This is a genomic window from Kribbella sp. CA-247076 (assembly GCF_050942445.1).
Lineage (GTDB): Bacteria > Actinomycetota > Actinomycetes > Propionibacteriales > Kribbellaceae > Kribbella.
The window spans coordinates 5,861,502-5,884,675 of the sequence record NZ_CP192051.1; the positions used below are offsets into that span (position 1 = coordinate 5,861,502).

The following is a 23,174-nucleotide window of genomic DNA, read 5'->3' on the forward strand; positions in this document are numbered from 1 at the left end:
GGAGATCTGACATGACCGACGCGCCTCCCGCGCACTCCGTCGAGAAGTTCCGCGACTGGCGGTTCGGCCTGTTCGTCCACTGGGGCCTGTACGCGCTGCCGGCCCGGCACGAGTGGGTGAAGAACCGCGAACGGCTGACCGACGAGGACTACCAGCCGTACTTCGACCACTTCGAGCCCGACCTCTACGACCCGCGGAAGTGGGCCGCCGCCGCCCGCGGGGCCGGCATGAAGTACGCCGTACTCACGACCAAGCACCACGAGGGCTTCTGCCTGTGGGACTCCGCGGTGTCCGACTACACGGTCGCCAAGACCGCCTGGGGCAAGGACCTGGTCGGGCCGTTCGTCGAGGCCTGCCGGGCCGAGGGCCTCGGGGTCGGCTTCTACCACTCGCTGATCGACTGGCACCACCCTGAGTTCCCGATCGACCTCGTCCACCCGCAGCGCGACGACGAGGAGGTGATCGCCAAGGCGGCCGGCCGGGACATCCAGGTGTACGCCGACTACCTGCACGCGCAGACGCGCGAACTGCTGACGAACTACGGCCCGATCGACATCATGTGGTTCGACTTCTCCTACCCGGGCCGGACGTACGACGACGGCCGGGACGGGCACGGCAAGGGCAAGGACGACTGGCGCTCCGAGGAACTGATGGCGATGGTCCGGGAGCTGCAGCCGGACATCCTGATCAACGACCGGCTGGACATCCCGGGCGACTTCGTCACGCCGGAGCAGTACCAGCCGGACGGACCGATGACCCGCGACGGGCAACCGGTGCTGTGGGAGGCGTGCCAGACGCTGAACGGCAGCTGGGGCTACGACCGGGACAACCTGGACTGGAAGTCACCCGAGCTGCTGGTGAAGATGCTGGTCGACTCGGTCTCCAAGGACGGCAACCTGTTGCTGAACGTCGGTCCGACCGGACGCGGCGAGTTCGACCCCCGGGCGCTGGCGACGCTGAGCGCGATCGGCGAGTGGATGCGGCTGCACGAGCGGTCGGTGCGCGGCGCCCGGCCGAGCGAATTCACCGCGCCGCCCGACTGCCGCTACACGCAGAAGGGTGACCGGCTCTACCTGCACCTGTTCTCCTGGCCGATGGGCCACGTCCACCTGCCCGGGCTGGGCGGCGGACAGGTGAAGTACGCCCAGCTGCTGAACGACGCGTCCGAGATCAAGCGGATCGTCAACGACCCGCATCAGCAGGCCCAGAACACCACGATGGGCGGCATCGGCGCCGACGTACTGACCCTGCAGCTCCCGATCCAGCGCCCGGACGTCCTGGTGCCGGTGATCGAGATCTTCCGGTAGGGCCTACGAAGCCGGGGTGGGGCGGCCGGGTTGCTCTCCGCCCCGGGCTTCCAGGTAGCTGTTCTTCGGGACCATCACCTTGCGGCGGAACAGGCAGACGACCGTCCCGTCCTGCTTGTAGCCCTTGGTCTCTACGTAGACGACGCCCCGATCGTCCTTCGACTTCGACTCCCACTTGTCCAGGACGACGGTCTCGCCGTACACCGTGTCGCCGTGGAAGGTCGGGGCGACGTGCCGCAGCGACTCGATCTCCAGGTTGGCGATCGCCTTGCCGCTCACGTCCGGGACCGACATCCCGAGCAGGATCGAGTAGATGTAATTGCCCACCACAACGTTCTTGCCGAACTGGGTGGTCTCGCCGGCGTAGTGCGCGTCCAGGTGCAGCGGGTGGTGGTTCATCGTGAGCAGGCAGAACAGGTGGTCGTCGTACTCGGTCACCGTCTTGCCCGGCCAGTGCTTGTAGACCGCGCCGACCTCGAACTCCTCGTAGCTGCGCCCGAACTGCATCCCTCGGCTCCTCTCCGGTAACCCCGGGCCCCATGCTGCCGAAAGACGACGTGACTGGGCAGTAGCCCGCGCGTGGGCTAGCTCTCAACCGGGCGAGACGTTCGTCACCCAGGCGTCATCCAGCTCAGTCGTGCGGCTGCTGGAGCGGCGTCTGCAACGGCTGCTCGGGCATCCGCGGGCTCACCTCGCCCTTGAGCGCCAGCTTCGCCAGGTGGTTGCGCGCCTCCTCGGCGAACTTGAAGTCGCACAGTACGTCGTACGTCGTCGCGACCACCGCGGTCCGGGAGGTGAAGTCCCGCCGGCCGGCCGACTGTGCGTAGCCGAGGCCGCCGAACACCAGGCCGAAGAACGCACCGAGCACCACACCGGTCACCAGCGCGGCCAGCCAGTTACCGGACGTGAACAGGCCCAGCAGCAGACCGACGAACAGGCCGAACCAGGCACCGCTGGCCACCCCCGCGGCCAGCGCCCGGCCCCAGGTCAGCCGGCCGGTGATCTTCTCCACCTGGCGCAGGTTGTTGCCGACGATGGTCGTGTGCTCGACCGGGAACTTCTCGTCCGAGAGGTAGTCGACAGCTCGCTGCGCCTCCCGGTAGGTGTCGTAGATCCCGATCGTCAGGCCGCTCGGCCGGGGGTCCATCGAGGGCATGCCCTGCGTGGTCATCGTCGTTCCTCTCCACGTGCTTCCACCCCCCATCATTGCCGACGCCTGGTTACCGCGCCTTGATAGCCTCGCCGGTGATGACCGGACGACGCTGGGACCTGGGCGCGACACGCCGGATGGGCCGGGTTTTCGCCCGGCGCTCCCCCGGCGTCCCGGAGCCGATGGACCTGGTCGCCAGCGGCAAGCTGGACGGGGCTCTGGTCGACTGGGCCTTCTACCGCGGCGGCCGGCGCGACACCAGGGTCAACTCCTACACCGAGGCGCTGTCGCGGGCCGAGCGCGGCCAGGGGTTCGTCTGGATCGGGCTGTTCCAGCCGACCGGCCGGCAACTGGCCATCATCGGCGCGGAGTTCGGTCTGCACCCGCTGGCCCTGGAGGACGCGGCGGAGGCCCACCAGCGGCCCAAGCTCGAGCGGTACGACGACACGCTGTTCGCCGTACTCAAGACGGTCACCTACGTGCCGCACGGGGAAATGACGGCCACCAGCGAGGTGGTGGCGACGGGTGAGGTGATGGTGTTCTGCGGACCCGGATTCGTCGTCACCGTGCGCCACGGCGAGCACAGTGAGCTGACCGGTCTGCGGCAGCGGATGGAGCAGCGCCCGGAGCAGTTGGCGGCCGGGCCGGGCGCCGTACTGCACGCGATCGCCGACCACGTGGTCGACCGGTACCTGGAGGTCGCGGACGCCGTCCAGGCCGACATCGACCTGATCGAGAGCGAGATGTTCACGCCGCGCGGCTGGCGGCACATCGACCGGGTCTACCAGCTCAAGCGCGAGGTGCTGGAGCTCAAGCGGGCGGTGGCGCCGCTGGCCGGGCCGATGCGGACGTTGTCCACGCTGCGGCACCCGCTGATCGGCGACGAGACCAGGAAGTACTTCCGGGACGTGGACGACCACCTGCTGCGGGTGAAGGAGCAGGTGATCTCGTTCGACGAGCTGCTCAGCTCGATCCTGCAGGCCGGGCTGGCCCAGGTGCAGGTGGCGGAGAACGAGGACCTGCGCCGGATCTCCTCCTGGGTGGCGATCCTGGCGGTGCCGACGATGATCGCCGGGATCTACGGGATGAACTTCGACTACATGCCCGAGCTCCGGCTGAAGTACGGGTACTTCGTCGTGCTCGCGCTGATGGCCGCCGCGTGTACGGTCCTGTACCGGCTGTTCAAGCGCAATCACTGGCTCTGATCCCTGCGCTGGCAACCTTCTGCCACGGCAGGCACTGCTGACCTTTTGGAATGTTCCAACGGTTGTGCGGCGATTGTGGCGCTTGATTGAATGCGACCATCGCTTTCGGTCAGCGGTCCGCCACGATCTGCGACCGGCGAGGTAGTCAGCATCACCAGGGAGGGCCCGCCGTGCTCCGGATTCACTTCACGCCGAGGGATCTCGCACGCGTCACGGTCGCCGCCACGCCCGCCCCGCTGTGGGAGGTGCTGCTCAGCCTGCACATGCTGCAGCACTCCGACGGCCGGCTGGTCTTCGAGGACTGGCGCCGGCACGTCCGGGCCACGGTGGCGCCCGACCAGATGCGCCTGCTGCTGGAGCTGACCCCGCCGAAGGGCTACTCCCCCGACTTCCTCACCCCGGCCGAGTCCGGCGCGGACTTCGAGACCATGCTGGAGCTCATCCTGGCGACGCCGCGCCAGCAGATCCGCGACCAGCTCGAGCTGCTGAGCAAGTACCGGCCGATGTCGCCGTGGACGCGGGAGCTGGCGAAGGGCGAGCGGACCTCGCTGCACAAGCTCGGCCGGGCGATCCGGACGTACCACGACGCCGCGATCGCGCCGTACTGGAAGTCGATCGGGACGCATGTGTCGGCCGACCAGTCGCATCGCAGTGAGGCGCTCTCGCAGTACGGCGTCGACCGGCTGCTGTCGACGCTGCACCCGCGGGTGCGGTGGGTGGCGCCGGTGCTGCAGGTGCTGGACATGCACGACCGCGACTTCTACCTGGACGGGCGCGGCATCCAGCTGCAGCCGTCCGCGTTCTGCTGGCAGGTGCCGACCAAGCTGCGCGACCCGGAGCTGAAGCCGATCCTGGTGTACCCGATCCACCACGCGCCCGGCATCCTCCGGCAGCAGTCCGCGGAGGCGGCCCCGTCGAGCGACCCGCTCGGCTCGCTGCTCGGTTCCACCCGGGCGGCCGCGCTGGAGGCAACCGTCGCGGGCTGCACGACGACCGAGCTGGCCAAGCGCTGCAAGATCTCGCCGGCCGCGGCCAGCCACCAGGCGACGGTACTGCGCGAGGCCGGGCTGATCACCACCCGCCGGGCCGGTGCGTCGGTCCGCCACGAGATCACCCAGCTCGGCATCTGGCTGCTGTCGGGCTACGGCTCCGGCCAGACGGCCGGCGCCACCCGCGACGTGCCGTCCCGGATCACCGCCTAGACCCTGCCCCGCCGCGTGTTGGGCCGACCGGCACCGCCCCGCCTGTCGACCCAGCACGCCGGCCGGTTCACAGCTTGTAGTCCTCCAGCAGGCGGCGGCCGATGATCATGCGCTGGATGTCCGCGGTGCCCTCGCCGATCAGCAGCATCGGGGCCTCCCGGTAGAGGCGCTCGATCTCGTACTCCTTGGAGAACCCGTACCCGCCGTGGATCCGGAACGAGTCCTCCACGACCTGGGCGCAGTACTCACTCGCCAGGTACTTCGCCACCCCGGCCTCGAAGTCGTTGCGGGAGCCGGCGTCCTTCTTCCGGGCCGCCTTCACCATCAGCTCGTGCGCGGCCTCGACCTTGACCGCCATGTCGGCCAGCCGGAACAGCACCGCCTGGTGGTCGGCGATCTTCTTCCCGAACGTCTCGCGCTGCTGCGCGTACGCGATCCCCAGCTCGAACGCCCGCCGGGCCACCCCGCAGCCGCGCGCGGCCACGTTCACCCGGCCGACCTCGACCCCGTCCATCATTTGGTAGAACCCCTTGCCCGGCACACCGCCGAGGATCTGGCCGGCGTCGATCCGGTAGCCGTCGAAGACCAGCTCGGTGGTGTCGACGCCCTTGTAGCCCATCTTCTCGATCTTGCCCGGCACGCTCAGGCCCTGGTCGACCTCACCGAACCCGGGCTCCTTCTCCACCAGGAACGTGGTCATGTTCCGGTAGACCGAGTCGGCTCCCTCGTCGGTCTTCACCAATACGGCGACCAGGTTCGCCGAGCCGCCGTTGGTCAGCCACATCTTCTGGCCGGTGACCGTGTAGGTGTCGCCGTCGCGGACCGCCTTGGTCTTGATGGCGGACACGTCCGACCCGCAGCCCGGCTCGGACATCGAGAACGCGCCGCGCACCTCGCCGGTCGCCATCCGGGGCAGGTACTTCTGCTTCTGCTCGTCGGTGCCGTGCTGCAGCAGCATGTACGCGACGATGAAGTGCGTGTTGATGATCCCGGACACGCTCATCCAGCCGCGGGCGATCTCCTCGACACAGAGCGCGTAGGTGAGCAGCGACTCGCCGAGACCGCCGTACTGCTCGGGGATCATCAGGCCGAACAGGCCGAGCTCCTTGAGCCCCTCGACGATCTCGGCCGGGTACTCGTCGCGGTGCTCGAGCTCGGTCGCGACCGGGAGGATCTCCGCCTCGACGAACGCGCGGACCGTCTTCAGGATCTCCTCCTGAACGTCGGTCAGCCCGTCGGTCTGCTGCAACCTGCTCATCGTGCGTCTCCTTCGGCCGGCTTACCCGCGAGTATCGCGGTTCCCAGCATCCCGGCACGAGGGGACACCCGCTGTGACACCGGCCACCCGACGGAGGTCGTGTGGCTCACTCGGAGTCGCGCTCGCCGTCCCCGTCCCCGTTGCCGTCGCCGTTCCCCTCGCCGGCCGGCGGCAGGACGTGGCTGACGGCGGCGAACATCGCCGCGATCTGCGGGGTGGTCTGCCAGCGGCGGTTGCGCTGGGCCTCGGCCAGCCGGCGGCGGGCGTCGTAGAAGTTCTTGGACGCCGACTCGAGGTTGCCGTTGTCCACGGCCACCGCGGCCTGATCCAGGTCGCGCGCGGCCTCCCGCGGCGCCTTGGTGCGGGAGTCCTGCTCGGTCTGCCGGACCTGGGCGGCGAGGGTCCGGAGCGTCTGCACCAGCGCGCCGCGCGGGTTCTGCTGCGTCGTCTCCTTCGGCGTCGGCGTCGGGCTCGGCTTCTTGGTCGGCGTCCTGGACGGCGTCGGCGTCGGCTTCGGCGTGGGCTTCGGTGCTGTCGACGCCTTCACCGCCGGCGCCGACGGCGTTCCGCCCGCCGCGGCGGTCGGCGGGTCGGTGGCGAGGCCCTGCCGCAGCATCAGGCCGCCGACCGCGGCCGCCAGTACGACGGCCATCGCCACCAGCACCTTGGCGAACGGGAACGCCCTCTTCGGCGCCCGGTGCGTCCCGGTGGCCTCCGGCTCCTCTTCCTGCCAGTTCCCCACGTCGAGGACGCCGTCGGCCGGCAGCAGCGGCAACACCTGGGTGTTCGGGGCCGCGGTCAGCAGCGCCGTCACGTCCGACGCCGACGACGGCCGGTCCTCCGGGTCCTTCGCCAGCAACTGCAGGACCAGGTTGGCGAGCGGCGGCTCCACGTCCGCGCGGTGGATCGGCTCCGGTACGGCGTCCAGGTGTTGCCGCATCACCGCCTCCACGTTGGGCCCGGTGAAGGGCGGCGTACCGGTGAGGAGTTCGTAGAGGACGCAGCCGAAGGAGTACCAGTCGCTGGCCGGCGTGGCGGACTGACCGCGGACCTGTTCGGGCGAGACGTACGACGCCGTGCCCAGGAGCACACCGACACCGGTGGTCTCGGTGCCGGCGCCCTTCGCGATGCCGAAGTCGGTGATCTTGAGCGTGCCGTCCGGCGCGAGCAGGAGGTTCCCCGGTTTCACGTCCCGGTGGACGATGCCGGCCGCGTGCGCCGCGTCGAGGGCGCGGGCGCCCTGGGTGGCGATGTCGGCGACCAGCGTGCCGCTCGGCAGGCCCGCCGTACGCATCAGCTGGGCCAGATCCGGGCCGGACACCAGCTCCATCACCAGGAACACGTGTTCGCCGGCCGTGCCCACGTCGTACGTCGCGACGACGTTCGGGTGCATCAGCCGCGCGGCCGCCTGCGCCTCGGCCCGGAACCGCACGACCGCGTCCATCGGGTCGCCCTCGAGCCGGCGGAGCAGTTTCACCGCGACCTGCCGGGCCAGCACGGTGTCCTCGGCCTGCCACACCTCACCCGCGCCACCTCTGCCGAACAGGGTCAGCAGCCGGTAGCGACCTGCGAGTACCTCGCCGTTCACACAACACACCTTCCGCAGCGGACCGCAACACCTTAGGAGAGGCACGCGCCGAAGAGCGAGTTCTGGGCCGATTCCTTGAAGAACCTCTGCACAGAGCGATCGACGTACTACGTTGAGCGCATGAAGCGATCACTTACCGCCCTGATCGCGGCCACCCTGGTCGCGAGCACGCTGACCACCACGACAGCCACCGCTGCCCCCGCACCGGCCCGGCACCCGAAGCCGGTGGTGAAGTGCGAGTTCACGCCGACCCCGGAGAACCCGGCCGCCAAGCCGGTCCGGCTCCCGTCCCCGGTCGCCCGGGCGAAGGGCACGGTCGACGTGTACTTCGTGACCAACTACGGACCGTTCGTCGTCCGGATGGACCGCGAGAACGCGCCCTGCGGCGTGCACAACTTCGTGCACCTGGTGAAGAGCCGGTTCTACGACTTCACCCAGTGCTTCCGGCTGACCAACTCGGCCCGGCTCGGGGTGCTGCAGTGCGGCGACATCTACCGGCAGGAGGAGGGCGGTCCGGGGTACAAGTTCCCGGACGAGGTCACCGGCCGGGAGACCTACCCGCGCGGCACCGTTGCCTACGGCAACCAGGGCCCGGGGACGAACGGCTCGGAGTTCTTCGTGGTCCACTCGTTCGCCAACATCGCTCCGAACTACACCGTCCTCGGCCGGGTGATCTTCGGCATGTCCACCTTCGACCGCATGGTCGCCGCCGGCATCGCCGACCCCGACCAGGACGGCCCGCCGGTCCGCCCGATCCGCATCTACAAGGTCTGGGCCCGCTGACCCGGTCCTAGTCCGCCGGCTGCCAGATGTCGGTGCGGGTCATGCCCGCGGCGCGGCCCTTGGCGGAGATGACGTGGGCCATCTTGCGGGAGGCCTCGTCGATCATCTCGTCGCCGAGCATGACCGCGCCGCGGGCACCGCCGGCCGCCGACGTGTAGTGGTCGTAGGCGTCGAGGATGTTCTCGGCGTGGTCGTAGTCCTCCTGCCGCGGCGAGTACACCTCGTTCGCGGCGGCGATCTGGTCCGGGTGCAGCACCCACTTGCCGTCGAACCCGAGGGCGGCCGACCGCCCGGCGACCCGGCGGAAGCCCTCGACGTCCTTGATCTGCAGGTACGGACCGTCGATCGCCTGCTTCCCGTGCGCCCGCGCGGCCATCAGGATCTGCATCAGGATGTAGTGGTAGGCGTCACCGACGTCGTACCCGGGCGGCTGCTCGCCGACCACCAGCGACTTCATGTTGATCGACGCCATGAAGTCGGCCGGGCCGAAGATGATGGTCTCCACCCGCGGCGACGCCTGCGCGATCGCGTTCACGTTGGTCAGGCCGAGGGCGTTCTCGATCTGTGCCTCGATCCCGATCCGGCCCGCCTCCAGGCCGTGCACCTTCTCGAGCTGGGTCAGCAGCAGGTCGAGCGCGACCACCTGCTCGGCGGTCTGCACCTTCGGCAGCATGATGCAGTCGAGGTTGGCCCCGGCGCCGCCGACGACCTCGATCACGTCGGCGTACGTCCACTCGGTGGTCCAGTCGTTCACCCGGACCACGCGCAACTTGTTTCCCCAGCCGCCCTCGTTCAGCGCGGCGACGACGTTCTTGCGTGCGTCCACCTTCGCGATCGGCGCGACCGAGTCCTCCAGGTCGAGGAACACCTGGTCGGCGTCCAGCCCCTTCGCCTTGGCCAGGAACCGCGGGTTCGACCCCGGGGTCGCCAGGCAGGACCGTCGGCTGCGCAGAACCTGTTCCGTCATTCCGGACCTCCACTCGGTTACTCACCGGTCACCGGCAGCGTACGGCGAAACGCACGCGTCCTGCCCGGTGACATCGCTCACTGTGACACCCTTGGCCCGTGGACACGGAGCAGGCTGTGACCGAGATCGCCGCCGTCATGAAGAAGGCCGGTCTCGTCTGGCTGTCGTGGAACGGCGGCCGCCCGGCTCCGGCCTGGTTCGCCACGGTCGACGGCCGGTACGTCGTCCTCGCGGACGCTGCCGACGGTGCCGAGCAACCGCTGCCCGGGCTGGCCACGGCCGGCTCCGCGGAGGTCGTCGTACCGGCGAAGCCCGCGACCAACCGGCTGGCGAGCTGGACGGCGACCGTACGACGGCTGGAGCCCGGCAGCGCGGAGTGGACCGAGGCCGCGCAGGTGCTGCGGACCGAGCGGCTGAACGCGGCCGAGCTGGACCAGCAGCTCGAGCGCTGGACGACCGAGGCGGACCTGCTCGTCCTGGAGCCCACGGGCGAGATCACCGAGGCGGCCGGGCGCTTCGACGACAGTCCGCGGGCCGAGGCCCCGGTCGGCACCCCGGCGACCACCCGGGGCAAGCCGCCCCGGACCCTGCACCGCCCGATCCGCCGCCGACCGCGCCTGAGCTGAGAGTCCCCGTCGGCGGGTTAGCCTTCGAGCATGACTGGATCACCGTCGCGCGTGTACGTGGCCCGGCTGGCTGGTCTCCCGGTGTTCGCCCCGAACGGGGACCAGGTCGGCAAGGTGCGCGACGTCGTCGTCATGCTGCGGCAGGGCACCCAGCCGCCGCGGGTGCTCGGGCTGGTGGTCGAGGTGTTCACCCGGCGGCGGATCTTCCTGCCGATGACCCGGGTGACCTCGGTCGACGCCGGGCACGTGATCACCACCGGGCTGGTGAACATGCGCCGGTTCGAGCAGCGCGCGACCGAGGTCCTGGTGCTCGGCGAGATGCTGGACCGCACGGTCACCATCCGCGAGACCGGTGCGACCGCGGTCGTGTTCGACATGGCCATGGAGCAGTGGCGGACGCGGGACTGGGTGCTGTCCAAGGTGGCTGTCCGCGAGGGCAACAAGCGGTTCCGGCGGCGGGGGCAGTCGCACGTGCTCGACTGGGCCGACGTGAGCGGCTTCGCCCAGGTCGAGGAGGGCCAGGGCGCCACGCACATCCTGGCCGCGTTCGAGTCGATGAAGGCGGCCGACCTGGCCGGCGTCCTGCACGACCTGTCCCCCAAGCGCCGCAAGGAGATCGCCGCCGCGCTGAACGACGAGCGGCTGGCCGACGTCCTCGAGGAGCTGCCCGAGGACGACCAGGTGGAGATCCTGGCCGGCCTGGACACCGAGCGCGCCGCCGACGTCCTGGAGGAGATGTCCCCGGACGACGCGGCCGACCTGATCGCGGAGCTGCCGACCGACACCGCCGAGCGGCTGCTGACGCTGATGGAGCCGGACGAGGCCGAGGACGTCCGGCGGCTGCTGACGTACGAGGAACGCACGGCCGGCGGACTGATGACGTCGGAGCCGGTGATCCTGCCGGCCGACGCGACCGTGGCGGACGCGCTGGCGCACGTCCGCAACGCCGAGCTGAGCCCGGCGCTGGCCGCGATGATCTACGTCTGCCGGCCGCCGCTGGAGACGCCCAGCGGCCGGTTCATCGGGGTCGGCCACATCCAACGGCTGCTGCGCGAACCGCCGTCCGAGCTCGTGTCCGCCGTACTCGACACCGATCTCGACGGTCTCCGGCCGGACGACAGTCTGCACACGGTCAGCAAGTACCTGGCCACGTACAACCTGGTGGCCGCGCCGGTCCTGGACGACGAGGGCCGGCTGCTCGGAGCGGTGACGGTGGACGACGTCCTCGACCACCTGCTTCCCGAAGACTGGCGCGAATCCGGACAGCAGGAGGTGGACCGCCATGCCCCGTGACGACCGCAGCACCGACGACCGCCGACTGCTCCGCAGTACCTCCCGGCTGGACGTTCCGCGCGAGCTGCGCCGGACCTTCCGGCCGGTGTACGACGCCGACGCGTTCGGCCGGCTGTCGGAACGGATCGCGCGCTTCCTGGGGACCGGGCAGTTCCTGGTCTACATGACCGGGACGATCCTGTTCTGGGTCGCCTGGAACATCTTCGCGCCGGCGAGTCTGCGGTTCGACGAGTACCCGTTCATCTTCCTCACGCTCGCGCTCAGCCTGCAGGCGTCGTACGCCGCGCCGCTCATCCTGCTCGCGCAGAACCGGCAGGAGGCCCGCGACCGGGTGCAGTACGAGCGCGACCGCGACGTCGACGCCCGCACCCGGGCGGACATGGAGTTCCTGGCCCGGGAGATGGCGTCGCTGCGGATGGCGGTCGGCGAGGTCGCGACCCGCGACTTCCTCCGCTCCGAGCTGCGCTCGCTGCTCGCCGACCTGGACACCCGCGAGGACGACCGGGTCTGACTTCGGGATCGAGCTAGGCTCGCTAGCAGGTGAGGAAGGGTCGATGCCGTGAAGAGTCGCTTCAAGCCTGATCGCGGGCTGACCAGCAGGATGGTCGTCACCAGCTTCCTGCTCGGCCTGCTGTACGTCGGATTCGTCGGCCTGCTGATCGCGTTGACGAAGAGCGCCGTGCTGGCCGTCGTGATCGCGGGTGGCGCGCTTTTCGTGCAGTACTGGTTCTCCGACCGGATCGCGCTCTACGCGATGCGCGGCCGGATCGTCAGCCCGGAGGAGGCGCCGCAACTGCACGGCGCGATCGACCGGCTGTGCGCGCTGGCCGACATGCCCAAGCCGAAGGTCGCGATCGCCGACGTCGACCTGCCGAACGCGTTCGCCACCGGCCGCAACCCGGACAAGGCGGTCGTCTGCGTGACCACCGGGATCCTGCGCCGGCTCGACGCCGACGAGCTCGAAGGCGTGCTCGCGCACGAGTTGTCGCACGTCGCCCACCGGGACGTGGCGGTGATGACGATCGCGTCGTTCCTCGGCGTACTCGCGGGCCTGATCACCCGCTTCGGCCTGTACGGCGGCCTCGGCCGGAACCGGGACCAGAACGCCGCCATGGTCGTGCTGACCATCATCCTGGTGTCCGCGGCGGTGTACGCGATCTCGTTCCTGCTGACCCGGGCGCTGTCGCGGTACCGCGAGCTCGCCGCCGACCGGGCCGCGGCGATCCTGACCGGGCGGCCGTCGACGCTGGCGTCCGCGCTCACCAAGATCAGCGGCGACATCGCCCGGATCCCGTCGCGCGACCTGCGCCAGGCCGAGGCCTTCAACGCGTTCTTCTTCGCGCCCGCGGCCGCGGGCGGCTTCAGCCTGTCGTCGCTGTTCTCCACCCACCCGCCGCTCGAGCAGCGACTCGAGCGGCTCGGGATGCTGTCCCGCGAGCTCGGGGAGCAGGCTTAGCCCATGGGCCTTCTCGACATCCTGTTCGGCCGAAGCAAAGCCGTCCCGCCGAACCTCGACCAGCTCTTCGCACTCCCCTCGGCCGCCATCACCTTGGACACGGCCGCCGGCTACCGGGCGACCGGCAGTGGCTCGGTCTGTTTCAAGGCCGCGGAGGGCGGTGGGTTCTCCACGTTGCGGGCGGAGGTCGACAAGTTGCTCGCGCTCGACGGCGACAAGTTCACCAGCCACACCGACTCCTACGGCTTCACCTGGCTGGTCCGGGAGACCTCACCCGACGACCTCGAGGGCCTGGTGACCGACCTGCACGCGGTCAACACCTCGCTCGTCGACGCCGGCTTCGGTACGTCGCTCCTGTGCACGCTGGTCGCCTTCACCAACGGCACGAAGTCGCTCGGGCTCGTGTACCTCTACAAACGCGGCTCCTGGTACCCGTTCGTCCCCGTCGGCCCCGACCGCCGCGACAACGCCACCGAACTCCAGATCAAATCCGTCATCGGCACCGACCTCCCCTTCGAACCCGACCTCTCCCGCTGGTTCCCCATCTACGGAGCCCCCGGCCTGTGATCAGGTGGTCAGCCGGAGCCTGATTCCACTGGATTCAGCGACACCCGCGTCGAGATATGCGTTGGCGCTCCGGAGTTCTGCGTCGGCCCGTTCGTAGCTGCTCCAGTCGATCGTCGCCGTCCAGCGCTGGGCGAAGTCCAGGACCGAGTACAGCGTCTGACCGTCGCCCGCACCGTTGCTCACGCCTACGAGACCGGCCAGGTAGTTGTTGCGGTAGACGGTCGGAACGATGATTCGCACCTGCCCGGCCGCGGCCAGCTCGGCATTCGCGAAGAGGCGCGCGATCCGTCCGTTGCCGTCGTCGAAGGGATGCACCTCGGTCAGGAGCAGCATGACGGCGACCGCTCGGTGAAGCGGGTCGGTGAGCGGCGCCAGCGCATCGAATCCTCGCGCCAACGTGCCCCGAACCATCTCCGGCGCGACGAACGCGTAGCCGCCGGCATAGTTCTGGACGAGTTTGAACTGCCCCGGGCGTTTGTCGTCCCGGGCGGCCATCAGCGTCGAGTGCCGTTCGACCAGTAGTTCGAGGAGTTGGTCCGCGGATGCCGGCACGGTCCTCGAGAGGACGGGGTCGGATGCGATGCGGTAAGTCGCAGCGACATCGTGTGCGTCCTGCGGCCGGGCAGCAGGTACTTCGCCGTCGATGGCGATCCTGCGGGCTTCCTCGACGCCGAACTGGGTGCCCTCGATGAAGTTCGAGAAGTACGACTCGAAGAAGGGCAGCCACTCCCACCGGGTCGACCCACCGACGGCCGGACGCGGTACGGGCGCGACCGTCTGCAGGTACCGGGCCAGACGTTCGAGCATGTCCAGCCGATGTTCGTCGTACGGGTCTCCGGCCAGTCTGGCGGCCAGCCGGGTCGAGGTCAGCCGCGTGTCCGCCGCGGTGCCGAGCAGGGCCGCCAGTCGCGAGCGGACGTCCTCGACCTGACGTTCGCCGAAGTATCCCGAGACGACGTCGAGCTGTGCCAGCAGACGACGGATGCGGCCGGCGCCTCCGGTCCGGGCCTCCTCGTCCATCCGGTCTTCCACCGCACCGAGTCCGGCGTACCTCCTGGGCTTACCTTCCCGAGGCCGGCCACGGCTCATGGCGTTCTCGACCAGACCTCGTGCCGGGCCGGACAGATGCAGCCCCTCGGGCATCGACATGTCACCGGGCAGTGCGCCGGGTCCGAGGCGCACGGAGACGGTCAGGCCGGGAAGGGACAGATCGGCAGCACGCGGTGGCTCCGGATGACAGATGAACAGCCAGCCGTCGACCGGCTCTCCTCCGTTCAGCGCGGATCTGTCGCAGATCACCGCGCCGGGCCAGATGTGGGCCACGACGGCGAACCGGTGGTGATGCGCGACCTTCTGCGGCGGCAGCGTCGCGTCGACGGCGTACAGCCCTGGCGCCAGCCTGATCGCGCGCCCAGACTTGTGGCGACGAGACAGCGAGGCGCGGTTGGTCGCGGTGGCGAACACGAGGCGGCCGGCCGGGTGCGGGGCGTTCTGAGCAACATTCATCGCGAAACCTCGACCCTCCTCGACGCCTAGGCAACGTTTGTCAGATAAATCTAGGCATAGAAGCAACAAATCTCCAATAAATACTTCCCTGTCAGGGACGTGCATGGACGGTTCGTGTAGGCGGGTAAGGGTCGCCTTGCCGGAGGTACGTCACACGGACCGTGGTCGGTGGGTTTCGGCTGAGCACGTAGCCTGGGGGCATGGCTCCTACTGCTGATCAGGTGACCACGGCGCTCGGTGGTGTGCTGGATCCGGAGATCAAGAAACCGATCACGGACCTCGGGATGGTCGAGTCGGTCGTCGTCCGGGAGGACGGCGTGGTCGCCGTCCGGATCCTGCTGACCGTCGCGGGCTGTCCGATGAAGGACACGCTGCGGCGCGACACCACGGCCGCGATCAGCAAACTCGACGGCGTCGCCGGGGTCGAGATCGACCTTGGGGTGATGTCGGCCGAGCAACGGGCCGCCCTCCAGACCCAGTTGCGGGGCGGCGTGGCCGAGAAGGAGATCCCGTTCTCCCGGCCGGACTCGCTGACCAAGGTGTTCGCGATCGCCTCCGGCAAGGGCGGCGTCGGCAAGTCGTCGGTGACCGTCAACCTCGCGGTCGCGATGGCCCGGCAGGGCCTGTCCGTCGGCGTGCTGGACGCGGACATCTACGGGCACTCGGTGCCGGCCATGTTCGGCGTCGCCGACGAGCGGCCGACCGCGGTGGACGACATGATCATGCCGGTGCCCGCGCACGGCGTGAAGGTGATCTCGATCGGCATGCTGAAGCCGAAGCGCGACCAGGTGGTGGCCTGGCGCGGCCCGATCCTGGACCGCGCGCTCGTGCAGATGCTGGCGGACGTGTATTGGGGCGACCTCGACGTACTCCTGCTGGACCTCCCGCCCGGCACCGGTGACATCGCGATCTCGGTCGGCCAGCGGCTCACCAGCGCCGAGGTGATCGTGGTGACGACTCCGCAGGAGGCCGCCGCCGAGGTGGCCGAGCGGGCCGGCACGATGGCGCAGATGGTGCATCAGCGGGTGGCCGGCGTGATCGAGAACATGTCCTACCTGCCGTGCCCGCACTGCGGTCCGGAGCACCGGATCGAGATCTTCGGCACCGGCGGCGGGACGCGGGTGGCGGAGACGTTGTCCGCGCGGCTCGGGTACCAGATCCCGCTGCTGGGCGAGATCCCGCTGGACGAGCGGCTGCGCAGCGGCGGCGACCTCGGAAACCCACTCACGATAGCCGATCCGGACACCCCGGCGGCCCAGGTCCTCGACCAGATCGCGGCCAAGCTGGGCGGGCGCCCGCGCGGGCTCCTCGGCCGGCAACTCGGCCTGTCCCCGGTCGGTCGCTGACGCTAGAGGCTGCCTCCGGCGGGCGGTTGCTGTTGACTTGGCAGGGTGCCGATTCCTGCTGAGCATCCGGTCCTGACCGACGGTGTGGTCACGCTGCGCGGTCCCCGACCGGACGACGTACCCGGGCAGGCCGCGCGTCACCTCGAGGACCCGGACCGCGGGTACGACGAGGAGGACGCGCGCCGATGGATCACGTACGGGATCACCGAGGCGTGGAAGACGGGCGAGCGGCTCGCGTTCGTGATCGAGTACCAGGGCCGGTACGCCGGGACCGCGTCGCTGCAACCTGATCCGGACGGCAACGCGCGGGTGCACTACGGCCTGTCTCGCTGGGCGCGCGGCGCCGGGGTGGCGAGCCGGGCGGTGCGGTTGCTGCTGGAGTTCGGGTTCGGCACGTGCGGGTTCCACGTCGTCCACTGGTGGGCGCGGGTCGGGAACTGGCCGTCGCGGCGGGTCGCGTGGGCGACCGGCTTCCGGTTCGGTGCGACGATCCCCCGGCTCGCCGAGGAGAGCGGCCGCCGGGTGGACGCGTGGACGGGCTGGATCGGGCCGTCGGATCCGCGCCGGCCGCGCGGGCCGTGGTTCGTCCATCCGGTGCTGGAGACGCCGCGGCTCCGGCTACGGCTGTGGCGGGAGGACGAGATGCCGCGCATCACGACCGGCCGTACGAACCAGGCAACCGCGCACTTCCTCCCGTTCGTCCCGCAACCGTTCACGGCCGAGGACGCGCGGTTCTGGCTGAAGGACCTGGCCGAGCAGGCCGCCTCCGGTGTCCGCTACAACTGGTGCGTGGCCGACGCCGCGACGGACCTCGGTCTGGGCAACGTCACCCTGTTCAACCTGCGCGAGGGCCGCAGCGGCGAGCTCGGCTTCTGGCTGCACCCGGACGCCCAGGGACGCGGCATCATGCCGGAGGCGATCACCCGCCTCATCCGTTGGTACTTCGCCCCGGAAGACGCCGGCGGTCGAGGCGGCCACCGCCTCGTCATCCGCACCGCTGCCACCAACCTGGCCGCCCGCCGAGTCGCCGAGAAGCTGCACTTCCACCTGGCCGGCACCGAACGCGCCGCCTTCCCCCTCGGCAACAACACCCACGACGCCCGCGTCACCTACGACCTGCTCTCCACCGACCAATTCCGGAAGTGACTCGACCGGAATGTGGTGTAGACAGCGTGCATGGCCCTTCCTGTCGAGGTCGTCGCGCCCGAGCTGGTCGAAGTCAGCCCGGGGCATCGCCTCGCCGTGCGTCGGCGTGGGCACGGCGGCGTGCCGCTGCTGCTGATCCACGGATTTCCCTGCACGAGCCGGATCTGGTCGCACAACCTCATCCCGCTGGCGTCGGCGGGGTTCGACGTGGTTGTGCCGGACCTGCGCGGTTACGGCGACTCAGACTTCGCGCCGGACGACTTCTACGACCTCAACGCGTTCAACGCCGACCTGGTCGGCCTGCTCGACCTGCTCGGCTGGGACCGCACCGTTGTCGCCGCGCACGATCTGGGCGCGGCGGTCGCCATCGATCTGGCCAATCGCCACCCCGGCCGCGTGGACCGTCTGGTGATCCTGGACGATTCGATGCCTGACCTGGCTGAGGCGTTCGCCGCCGCCGGCATCCCGGCGAACCGTCCGAAACCCGCCGTCTACGACTACCACCGCCTCCAAGGACGCCACGCCGACGCGTTGATCGCCGAACTGCGAAGCCCGGAACAGCGGCAGCGCTACATCGGCGAGTTCTACGGGCATCGCCTGTGGTGTCCGCCCGACGCCTTCGACCACGAGGACCTGGCCTTCCTCACCGAGCCGTACGGCGACGCCGCCCGACTGCGCGCCGCTTTCGCCGACTACGAGGTCGTCATGGGCGAACGTCGACTGTCGGCACCGGAGATGCTCGACCGGCCCGTGCGGCAGCCGGCCTTGATCCTGATCGGCACCGAACAGGCCACCCTCGGTGACCACATCGAGCAGCGGTGCGCACTGGCCTTCCCCGAAGCGGTCGGCCCGTTCTGGGTGAACGGCGCAGGCCACTTCCTGCCCTGGGAGCGACCCGAACTCGTCAACCGCGCCATCCGCTCCTTCTGCGGCGATCTCCTGGCTTTCTGAGGGTCAGGTGGATTCGGGGTCGTAGGGGGGTTTCTGGCCGGCGGGGAGGCGTTGGGGGGGGTCGGTGAAGTCGGGGGTGGAGACGGGTTTGTCGTCGTCGTACTCGTCGGTGCCCTCGAGGAGATGCTTGCGGACGAAGTTGCGCGGGTTCAGGTCCTGGATGTCCAGGTCGGCGAACTCCGGGCCGAGCTCGTTGCGCAGGTCGGTCTGGGCGTTGGTGACCATCTGGCGGACCTGGCGCAGCAGCCGGCCCGCGGTGCGGGCGAACTCCGGCAGCCGGTCCGGGCCGAAGACGAGCACGGCGACGATCGCGATCACCACCAGCTCGAAGGGCCCGATGCCGAACATGTCCCCACCTCTCTGTACGTCGTTCCCGCGCAGGTCCGCGACGGCGACAAGCGTAGCCGCACCCTGGTCACACCGCCTGCCGGGTCAACCGGATCCGGACAGCCAGGTCAGCCGGTCTGCTGGCCGAGCGAGACGGAGGCCTGACGCGCCTTGCCGCCGCGCTCGTACACGAGCTTCACGCTCTCCCCAGGCTGGTGCGTGCGGATCGCCACGATCAGCGCCTCGGCCGAGAGCACGGGCTGGCTGTCGATCGCGGTGATCACGTCACCGACCCGCAGGCCCGCGCGCAGCGCCGGTGAGCTGGGACTAACCTTGCTGACCCGCGCACCGCCCTCGAACTGCATGTCGACCTCGGCCCCGATCACCGGGTACGACGCCACGCCGGACGCGATCAGCTGCTGCGCGGTCCGCCGGGCCTGGTCGATCGGGATCGCGAACCCGAGCCCGATGTTGCCGCTCTGGCCCTCGCTGGCGCCGCGGACGGTGGCGATCGCGGAGTTCACCCCGATCACCCGCGCGTTCATGTCGACCAGCGGACCGCCGGAGTTGCCCGGGTTGATCGCGGCGTCGGTCTGGAGGGCGCTGAGGTACGAGTTCGGGTCGATGCCGTCGCCGGTGGTGACCGGGCGGTTCTTCGCCGAGATGATCCCGGACGTCACCGTGCCCGCGAGCCCGAGCGGTGAGCCGATCGCGACCACGTCCTGCCCGACGATCGCCAGGTCGGACCGGCCGAACTGCACCGACGGCGCGTCCAGCCCGACCACCTGGACGACGGCCAGGTCGTACGCCGGTGAGCGGCCGACCAGGCGGGCGGTCCACGACTTGCTCTTGTCGTTGATGACCTGGATCGACCCGCCCTTGGCGGCGCCGGACACCACGTGGTTGTTGGTCAGGATGTGACCGGCGTTGTCGATCACGAAGCCGGAGCCGGTCGCGTTCGAGTTGTCCGAGCCCTCGACCTTCAGTTGGACGACGCTCGGCAGGAGGGTGTTCGCGACCGCGGACACCGAGCCGCTGCGGATCTTCGGGTCCGCACCCGTACCGACGGGCGGACCGGGCTGCTCGGCGACCGGCCCGTTGTCGTCGAGCGCGACGACCGTCGCGGCCGCGCCGGCACCGGCGACGATCGCGACGATCAGGGCGACCGCGGCCGCGATGGCGATCAGCCGGTTGCCGGTGTTCTTCTCCGGCGGAGGCGGGGTGTACGCGCGGGCCTGCTGGTGGTGCCAGTCGATCGGCGGAGGCGGCGTGTACGTCGGCTGGTACGTCGGCCGCTGCGTCGGCCACGCCTGCCCCTGGTACACCGGCCGGAAGCCCGGCTCCTGCGCCTGCGGCCGGCCGAAGCTGCGCTGTGTGACGGACCGAGACCCGTTCTGCACGGGCGGCGCGACCGCACCCTCCGGAGGTTCCGTACTGCCGTTCTGCGAGGCAGCCAGCCCGTCTGACTGCCGGTAGGCCTGGTCAGTACTCGGCGTCGGCAGCGGCGTGGTCCCCGAGCCCGCCGGCGGCGGCACAAGCGCGGTCAACGGGGAGTCGGCGGACGCGTCCGGGGAGGACGGGGCGGGAGGGCTCGAGGGCTCGGCCGGCAGGACACGGGTCGGCTCCGTGCTCGGAGTCGGTACTGTCGGCTCGGCGTCGTCGCTGGTCACGGTGCCCGCCTCACGTCGTCGTCGTGGTCGTCGGTCGGCGGCCGCTGCCCGGGTTCCGGAAAGGGACCACCGGATTCGATTATCCCAGCTTCCCGGAAAGCGCACCCATCGGAGTGAGCCAGGTCGCGATTCGGGCCAGCCCGGCACCCATCCGCTGGACCGCGGTCAGCTCGACCGGTACGTCGTGCGGGAGCGCGTCCACAACCTGCTCGAGCAGCTCCGGGGGCAGGTCGCCGATCAGCGTGTAGACGATCCCGCCCGAGGACCAGACGACGTACGACGGCATCCCGTAGCGGACGTGCACACCCGGCGTCCCGGTGGGGGTGAAGCCGGCGACCGCGGCCGGGTCGAGCGCCCCGCGCTGCTCGAACAGCGAGACGTTGAACAGCCCGTCGGAGTACGAGAACTGCAGCGACCCGTTGGCGCGGTCCTGGTGGACGTCGTACAGCTTGAGGGACGCGGGCAGCTCCGGGGCGCAGACCCAGCCCTCGTCGCGGAGGTGGTCGACCTTGCCCATCCCGAGCGACTGGACCCCGTTCGGCGCCATCGGCGGCAGGTGGCCGAGGAACTCCGACTTCTCGATCTCCAGCTCGGTGAACACGGTCGCCCGCACCAGAGTCTTGCCGTCCGTGCCGAACAGCTGCCGCTGCAGCAGCAGTCCGGTCGCCTTGTCGATCCAGAACCGGGCCGCAAGCGTCCGGTCGGCCCGCAGCGCCTCCACCAGCACGGCGGCCCGGCCGATGGTGTTCGTGCAGCACTTGTAGACCAGCTCGTACGTCGCCTGCAGCAGACTCAGCGGTCCACCGTCGACTGTGGGGCCGTGGTGGTTCGCACGCTGTACGAATGCCTTGGCCCCGGGTGACGACGAACCGACCACACTGATCTCGGAGCCCTGTGAGGCAGCGTGGACGATGTCGAGCATCGCCGAGCTGGCGCCCTGCGGTCCCCACGAGGTGACGATCTGGGTGCCGTGGTACGAGACGTGGTCCGGAGCCGCGGCGGCGCGGGTCAGCCAGCTGATCGCCAGCGGCGAGTCCTCGCGGGGCGTGGTCGGTGCCACCGCGACAGCGGGCGCGGGCAGGCCGAAGCCGATCAGTGCGGTGCTGACCAGTACGGCGAGCCGGGAGAGGCTCACGGTCAGCGTCCTGTCAGGGCCACCGGCTGCAGCGACGGGCTCAGCCCGGCGTACCCAGCCCCGTTGTACGAGTTCAGCACGGCGACCGGGTCGGCGAACGGCGCTCCGCCCGTCGTGCTCGCGTGGTCGGACGAGAAGCTCGCCACCGGCGGCTGCAGCGCGGGCGGCTGCTCCTGCCGGGACGGATCGCCGACGACGAACGCCGTCCCGAGCAGCGACGCGACGGCCGCAGCCGAACCGGCCGCCCCGAGTACGCCGGCGCGACGGCGACTGCGCGTACTGCGAGGCGCCCCGGGTCGGGTAGCCCCCGTGCGGGCGGCGGGGAACGCGGAACGCTGCGGGAAGAGCGACACCGCCGGCGTCAGCACCGGACGGACCTCCTCGCGCGGCTCGGGCGAGAACGACGAGACGCCCATCAGGCGCTGCATCAGGTCGGTGGAGGGGTCAGGTGTCTCCAGGGCCGCCATCCGGGCCTTCAGCCGGCGCTGGGCGTCCACCTCGGCCCGGCAGGTGTCACAGCCGACCAGGTGGCTGAGGACCTTGTCCCGGGAGTCGTGGTCGAGCGCGCCGTCGACGACGGCGCTGAGCTTGTCCAGCGGGTGCTGCAGGGTCACCGGAGCTCACCTCCGTCACCGAGGAGTCCGTCGGCGGGCGGGCCGCCGACCCGGGTCTGGCCGGAGCGCGGCGCGCGGTGCTCGAGGTGCTTGCGCAGCATCGAGCGGCCGCGGTGGATCCGGCTGCGGACGGTGCCGAGCTTCACGTCCAGCACGTCGGCGATCTCGTCGTACGTCATGCCCTCGATGTCGCAGAGCACGACGGCGGCGCGGAAGTCCTCGGGCAGCGCGTCCAGCGCGTACTGCACGTCGTGGTCGAACTGGTCGGAGTCCAGCTTCTCGGCCGGGCCGACGCCCTTGGCCGGCAGCCGGTCGTGCGCGTCCTCGGGCAACCCGTCGAAGCGGATCCGCTGCTTGCGCCGGGCGCCGTCCAGGAACAGGTTCGTGGTGATCCGGTACAGCCAGCCCTCGAACGTGCCCGGGGTGTACGACGACAGCGAGCGGAACACCCGGACGAAGACCTCCTGGGTCAGGTCCTCGGCGTCGTGCTTGTTGCCGGTCAGCCGGTACGCGAGCCGGTAGACGCGGGCGGAGTGCGTGCGGACGATCTCGTCCCACGACGGCAGCGCGTCCGGCACCGGCTGAGGCGCAGGGGCCACGGAGATGTCGGCCGGCTTCACCGCAACGCCTCCCAGGGTTGGTTCGGCAATGAGCGTGAAGGCCATGGTGCCGCGGTCACCGTCCTCTGCGCACGTCGGGAACACCCGGGTTCGACCCTGAGTTGCTCGTACGACGGCTCAACGCGGCGCTCCGGACGGAAGTTCCCGGCCGGTGCCTCCACAGAACGAGACGCGCTGACAGTCATGTTCGTTGCGGTCCTACTTCTCCTCGATCACCGCGATGGGGTCGCCGTCCCGGACGACTTCCCCCTCCACGACCTTCAGTTCGGCGACGGTGCCGGCCACCTCGGCCAGCACCGGGATCTCCATCTTCATCGACTCCAGGATGACCAGGGTGTCGTCGGGTCCCACCTGGTCTCCGGCCCTGGCAGTGACTTTCAGCACATTCGCCACCAGTTCGGCCACCACGGTGTGACTCAACGCGCGCTCCTCGGTTCCGGGACGTCTCGCCATCGAT

At 70.1% G+C, this 23,174-nt stretch carries 24 protein-coding genes; 12 read left to right on the top strand and 12 right to left on the bottom strand.

Annotated elements, in window-relative coordinates; all coding sequences use genetic code 11:
• Positions 1 to 11 precede the first annotated feature (11 nt).
• Positions 12 to 1,307, top strand: a complete 1,296-nt coding sequence (locus ACQPYZ_RS27620) for an alpha-L-fucosidase (RefSeq protein WP_433161191.1) — start codon at positions 12 to 14, stop codon at positions 1,305 to 1,307.
• Positions 1,308 to 1,310: 3 nt separating this feature from the next.
• On the opposite strand, the gene ACQPYZ_RS27625 is transcribed toward ACQPYZ_RS27620, so the two are convergent.
• Positions 1,311 to 1,814: a MaoC family dehydratase gene (locus ACQPYZ_RS27625; RefSeq protein WP_433161193.1), complete on the bottom strand. Its 504-nt coding sequence runs from the start codon at positions 1,812 to 1,814 to the stop codon at positions 1,311 to 1,313.
• Between the two features lie 124 nt (positions 1,815 to 1,938).
• Entirely contained in the window at positions 1,939 to 2,478 is a 540-nt protein-coding gene (locus tag ACQPYZ_RS27630) for a general stress protein (RefSeq protein ID WP_433161194.1), read from the bottom strand.
• 77 nt (positions 2,479 to 2,555) lie between these two features.
• Between ACQPYZ_RS27630 and corA the strand changes: the two genes are divergently transcribed.
• The gene (gene corA / locus ACQPYZ_RS27635; RefSeq protein ID WP_433161196.1) at positions 2,556 to 3,662 is read left to right on the top strand and encodes a magnesium/cobalt transporter CorA; all 1,107 of its coding nucleotides are present in this window, start codon (positions 2,556 to 2,558) and stop codon (positions 3,660 to 3,662) included.
• Positions 3,663 to 3,832: 170 nt separating this feature from the next.
• Entirely contained in the window at positions 3,833 to 4,864 is a 1,032-nt protein-coding gene (locus ACQPYZ_RS27640) for an ArsR/SmtB family transcription factor (protein ID WP_433161198.1), read from the top strand.
• Positions 4,865 to 4,931: 67 nt separating this feature from the next.
• Here ACQPYZ_RS27640 and ACQPYZ_RS27645 read toward each other — a convergent pair whose 3' ends face one another.
• Positions 4,932 to 6,122 (bottom strand): acyl-CoA dehydrogenase family protein, encoded by a 1,191-nt coding sequence (locus tag ACQPYZ_RS27645; RefSeq protein WP_433161200.1) that lies wholly within the window; start codon positions 6,120 to 6,122, stop codon positions 4,932 to 4,934.
• 106 nt (positions 6,123 to 6,228) lie between these two features.
• Positions 6,229 to 7,710, bottom strand: a complete 1,482-nt coding sequence (locus ACQPYZ_RS27650) for a serine/threonine-protein kinase (protein ID WP_433161202.1) — start codon at positions 7,708 to 7,710, stop codon at positions 6,229 to 6,231.
• A gap of 120 nt (positions 7,711 to 7,830) precedes the next feature.
• On the opposite strand from ACQPYZ_RS27650, the gene ACQPYZ_RS27655 reads away from it, so the two are divergent.
• Complete coding sequence (locus ACQPYZ_RS27655) at positions 7,831 to 8,493, top strand: peptidylprolyl isomerase (protein WP_433161203.1); 663 nt, start codon at positions 7,831 to 7,833, stop codon at positions 8,491 to 8,493.
• 7 nt (positions 8,494 to 8,500) lie between these two features.
• Here the strand turns inward: ACQPYZ_RS27655 and ACQPYZ_RS27660 are convergent, their stop codons facing one another.
• Entirely contained in the window at positions 8,501 to 9,460 is a 960-nt protein-coding gene (locus ACQPYZ_RS27660; protein WP_433161205.1) for an HpcH/HpaI aldolase/citrate lyase family protein, read from the bottom strand.
• Positions 9,461 to 9,558: 98 nt separating this feature from the next.
• Between ACQPYZ_RS27660 and ACQPYZ_RS27665 the strand changes: the two genes are divergently transcribed.
• Genes ACQPYZ_RS27665 through pspAB form a run of 5 tightly spaced genes read left to right on the top strand, consistent with a single transcriptional unit; the run spans position 9,559 to position 13,402 of the window.
• Positions 9,559 to 10,086 carry a hypothetical protein gene (locus ACQPYZ_RS27665; RefSeq protein ID WP_433161207.1) on the top strand — a complete coding sequence of 176 codons (528 nt, stop codon included), beginning with the start codon at positions 9,559 to 9,561 and terminating at the stop codon, positions 10,084 to 10,086.
• A 30-nt stretch (positions 10,087 to 10,116) separates the two neighbouring features.
• Positions 10,117 to 11,379, top strand: a complete 1,263-nt coding sequence (locus ACQPYZ_RS27670; protein WP_433161209.1) for a magnesium transporter MgtE N-terminal domain-containing protein — start codon at positions 10,117 to 10,119, stop codon at positions 11,377 to 11,379.
• Positions 11,369 to 11,890, top strand: coding sequence for a DUF1003 domain-containing protein (locus tag ACQPYZ_RS27675; RefSeq protein ID WP_433161210.1), 522 nt, complete (start codon positions 11,369 to 11,371; stop codon positions 11,888 to 11,890). The genes ACQPYZ_RS27670 and ACQPYZ_RS27675 overlap by 11 nt, the downstream gene beginning before the upstream one ends.
• 48 nt (positions 11,891 to 11,938) lie before the next feature.
• Positions 11,939 to 12,835 (top strand): zinc metalloprotease HtpX, encoded by an 897-nt coding sequence (gene htpX, locus ACQPYZ_RS27680; RefSeq protein WP_433161211.1) that lies wholly within the window; start codon positions 11,939 to 11,941, stop codon positions 12,833 to 12,835.
• Positions 12,836 to 12,838: 3 nt separating this feature from the next.
• The gene (gene pspAB, locus ACQPYZ_RS27685; protein ID WP_433161213.1) at positions 12,839 to 13,402 is read left to right on the top strand and encodes a PspA-associated protein PspAB; all 564 of its coding nucleotides are present in this window, start codon (positions 12,839 to 12,841) and stop codon (positions 13,400 to 13,402) included.
• On the opposite strand, the gene ACQPYZ_RS27690 is transcribed toward pspAB, so the two are convergent.
• Positions 13,403 to 14,908 (bottom strand): Fic family protein, encoded by a 1,506-nt coding sequence (locus tag ACQPYZ_RS27690; protein WP_433161215.1) that lies wholly within the window; start codon positions 14,906 to 14,908, stop codon positions 13,403 to 13,405.
• 200 nt (positions 14,909 to 15,108) lie between these two features.
• Here ACQPYZ_RS27690 and ACQPYZ_RS27695 point away from each other — a divergent pair, with 200 nt between their 5' ends.
• From ACQPYZ_RS27695 to ACQPYZ_RS27705, 3 genes are read left to right on the top strand one after another with little or no spacing between them, the layout of a single operon-like run.
• A complete protein-coding gene (locus tag ACQPYZ_RS27695) occupies positions 15,109 to 16,254 on the top strand; it encodes an Mrp/NBP35 family ATP-binding protein (RefSeq protein WP_433161216.1) in 1,146 nt (381 codons plus the stop codon).
• Between the two features lie 45 nt (positions 16,255 to 16,299).
• Positions 16,300 to 17,400 (top strand): GNAT family N-acetyltransferase, encoded by a 1,101-nt coding sequence (locus tag ACQPYZ_RS27700; protein ID WP_433161218.1) that lies wholly within the window; start codon positions 16,300 to 16,302, stop codon positions 17,398 to 17,400.
• Positions 17,401 to 17,430: 30 nt separating this feature from the next.
• On the top strand, positions 17,431 to 18,351 hold the full coding sequence (locus ACQPYZ_RS27705) for an alpha/beta fold hydrolase (RefSeq protein ID WP_433161219.1): 921 nt from the start codon (positions 17,431 to 17,433) through the stop codon (positions 18,349 to 18,351).
• 3 nt (positions 18,352 to 18,354) lie between these two features.
• Here the strand turns inward: ACQPYZ_RS27705 and ACQPYZ_RS27710 are convergent, their stop codons facing one another.
• The 6 genes from ACQPYZ_RS27710 to ACQPYZ_RS27735 form a co-directional block, all read right to left on the bottom strand.
• Positions 18,355 to 18,699, bottom strand: coding sequence for a sec-independent translocase (locus ACQPYZ_RS27710; protein WP_433161220.1), 345 nt, complete (start codon positions 18,697 to 18,699; stop codon positions 18,355 to 18,357).
• A gap of 107 nt (positions 18,700 to 18,806) precedes the next feature.
• Positions 18,807 to 20,348 (bottom strand): S1C family serine protease, encoded by a 1,542-nt coding sequence (locus ACQPYZ_RS27715; RefSeq protein WP_433161221.1) that lies wholly within the window; start codon positions 20,346 to 20,348, stop codon positions 18,807 to 18,809.
• Between the two features lie 79 nt (positions 20,349 to 20,427).
• Positions 20,428 to 21,483: a sigma-E factor regulatory protein RseB domain-containing protein gene (locus ACQPYZ_RS27720; protein ID WP_433161223.1), complete on the bottom strand. Its 1,056-nt coding sequence runs from the start codon at positions 21,481 to 21,483 to the stop codon at positions 20,428 to 20,430.
• Between the two features lie 2 nt (positions 21,484 to 21,485).
• Complete coding sequence (locus ACQPYZ_RS27725) at positions 21,486 to 22,097, bottom strand: anti-sigma factor family protein (protein WP_433161225.1); 612 nt, start codon at positions 22,095 to 22,097, stop codon at positions 21,486 to 21,488.
• The gene (gene sigE, locus ACQPYZ_RS27730; RefSeq protein WP_433161227.1) at positions 22,094 to 22,762 is read right to left on the bottom strand and encodes an RNA polymerase sigma factor SigE; all 669 of its coding nucleotides are present in this window, start codon (positions 22,760 to 22,762) and stop codon (positions 22,094 to 22,096) included. Before sigE ends, ACQPYZ_RS27725 begins: the two co-directional genes overlap by 4 nt.
• Positions 22,763 to 22,915: 153 nt before the next feature.
• Entirely contained in the window at positions 22,916 to 23,170 is a 255-nt protein-coding gene (locus ACQPYZ_RS27735) for a biotin/lipoyl-binding carrier protein (RefSeq protein WP_433161228.1), read from the bottom strand.
• Positions 23,171 to 23,174: the final 4 nt, after the last annotated feature.

Coding starts and splice junctions, on each gene's coding strand:
- ACQPYZ_RS27655 (WP_433161203.1), top strand. CDS start 7,831: ATGAAGCGATCACTTACCGCCCTGATCGCGGCCACCCTGGTCGCGAGC.
- ACQPYZ_RS27670 (WP_433161209.1), top strand. CDS start 10,117: ATGACTGGATCACCGTCGCGCGTGTACGTGGCCCGGCTGGCTGGTCTC.
- ACQPYZ_RS27630 (WP_433161194.1), bottom strand. CDS start 2,478: ATGACCACGCAGGGCATGCCCTCGATGGACCCCCGGCCGAGCGGCCTG.
- ACQPYZ_RS27705 (WP_433161219.1), top strand. CDS start 17,431: ATGGCCCTTCCTGTCGAGGTCGTCGCGCCCGAGCTGGTCGAAGTCAGC.
- ACQPYZ_RS27660 (WP_433161205.1), bottom strand. CDS start 9,460: ATGACGGAACAGGTTCTGCGCAGCCGACGGTCCTGCCTGGCGACCCCG.
- ACQPYZ_RS27735 (WP_433161228.1), bottom strand. CDS start 23,170: ATGGCGAGACGTCCCGGAACCGAGGAGCGCGCGTTGAGTCACACCGTG.
- ACQPYZ_RS27625 (WP_433161193.1), bottom strand. CDS start 1,814: ATGCAGTTCGGGCGCAGCTACGAGGAGTTCGAGGTCGGCGCGGTCTAC.
- ACQPYZ_RS27675 (WP_433161210.1), top strand. CDS start 11,369: ATGCCCCGTGACGACCGCAGCACCGACGACCGCCGACTGCTCCGCAGT.
- sigE (WP_433161227.1), bottom strand. CDS start 22,762: ATGGCCTTCACGCTCATTGCCGAACCAACCCTGGGAGGCGTTGCGGTG.
- ACQPYZ_RS27690 (WP_433161215.1), bottom strand. CDS start 14,908: ATGAATGTTGCTCAGAACGCCCCGCACCCGGCCGGCCGCCTCGTGTTC.
- pspAB (WP_433161213.1), top strand. CDS start 12,839: ATGGGCCTTCTCGACATCCTGTTCGGCCGAAGCAAAGCCGTCCCGCCG.
- ACQPYZ_RS27710 (WP_433161220.1), bottom strand. CDS start 18,699: ATGTTCGGCATCGGGCCCTTCGAGCTGGTGGTGATCGCGATCGTCGCC.
- corA (WP_433161196.1), top strand. CDS start 2,556: ATGACCGGACGACGCTGGGACCTGGGCGCGACACGCCGGATGGGCCGG.
- ACQPYZ_RS27695 (WP_433161216.1), top strand. CDS start 15,109: ATGGCTCCTACTGCTGATCAGGTGACCACGGCGCTCGGTGGTGTGCTG.
- ACQPYZ_RS27645 (WP_433161200.1), bottom strand. CDS start 6,122: ATGAGCAGGTTGCAGCAGACCGACGGGCTGACCGACGTTCAGGAGGAG.
- ACQPYZ_RS27620 (WP_433161191.1), top strand. CDS start 12: ATGACCGACGCGCCTCCCGCGCACTCCGTCGAGAAGTTCCGCGACTGG.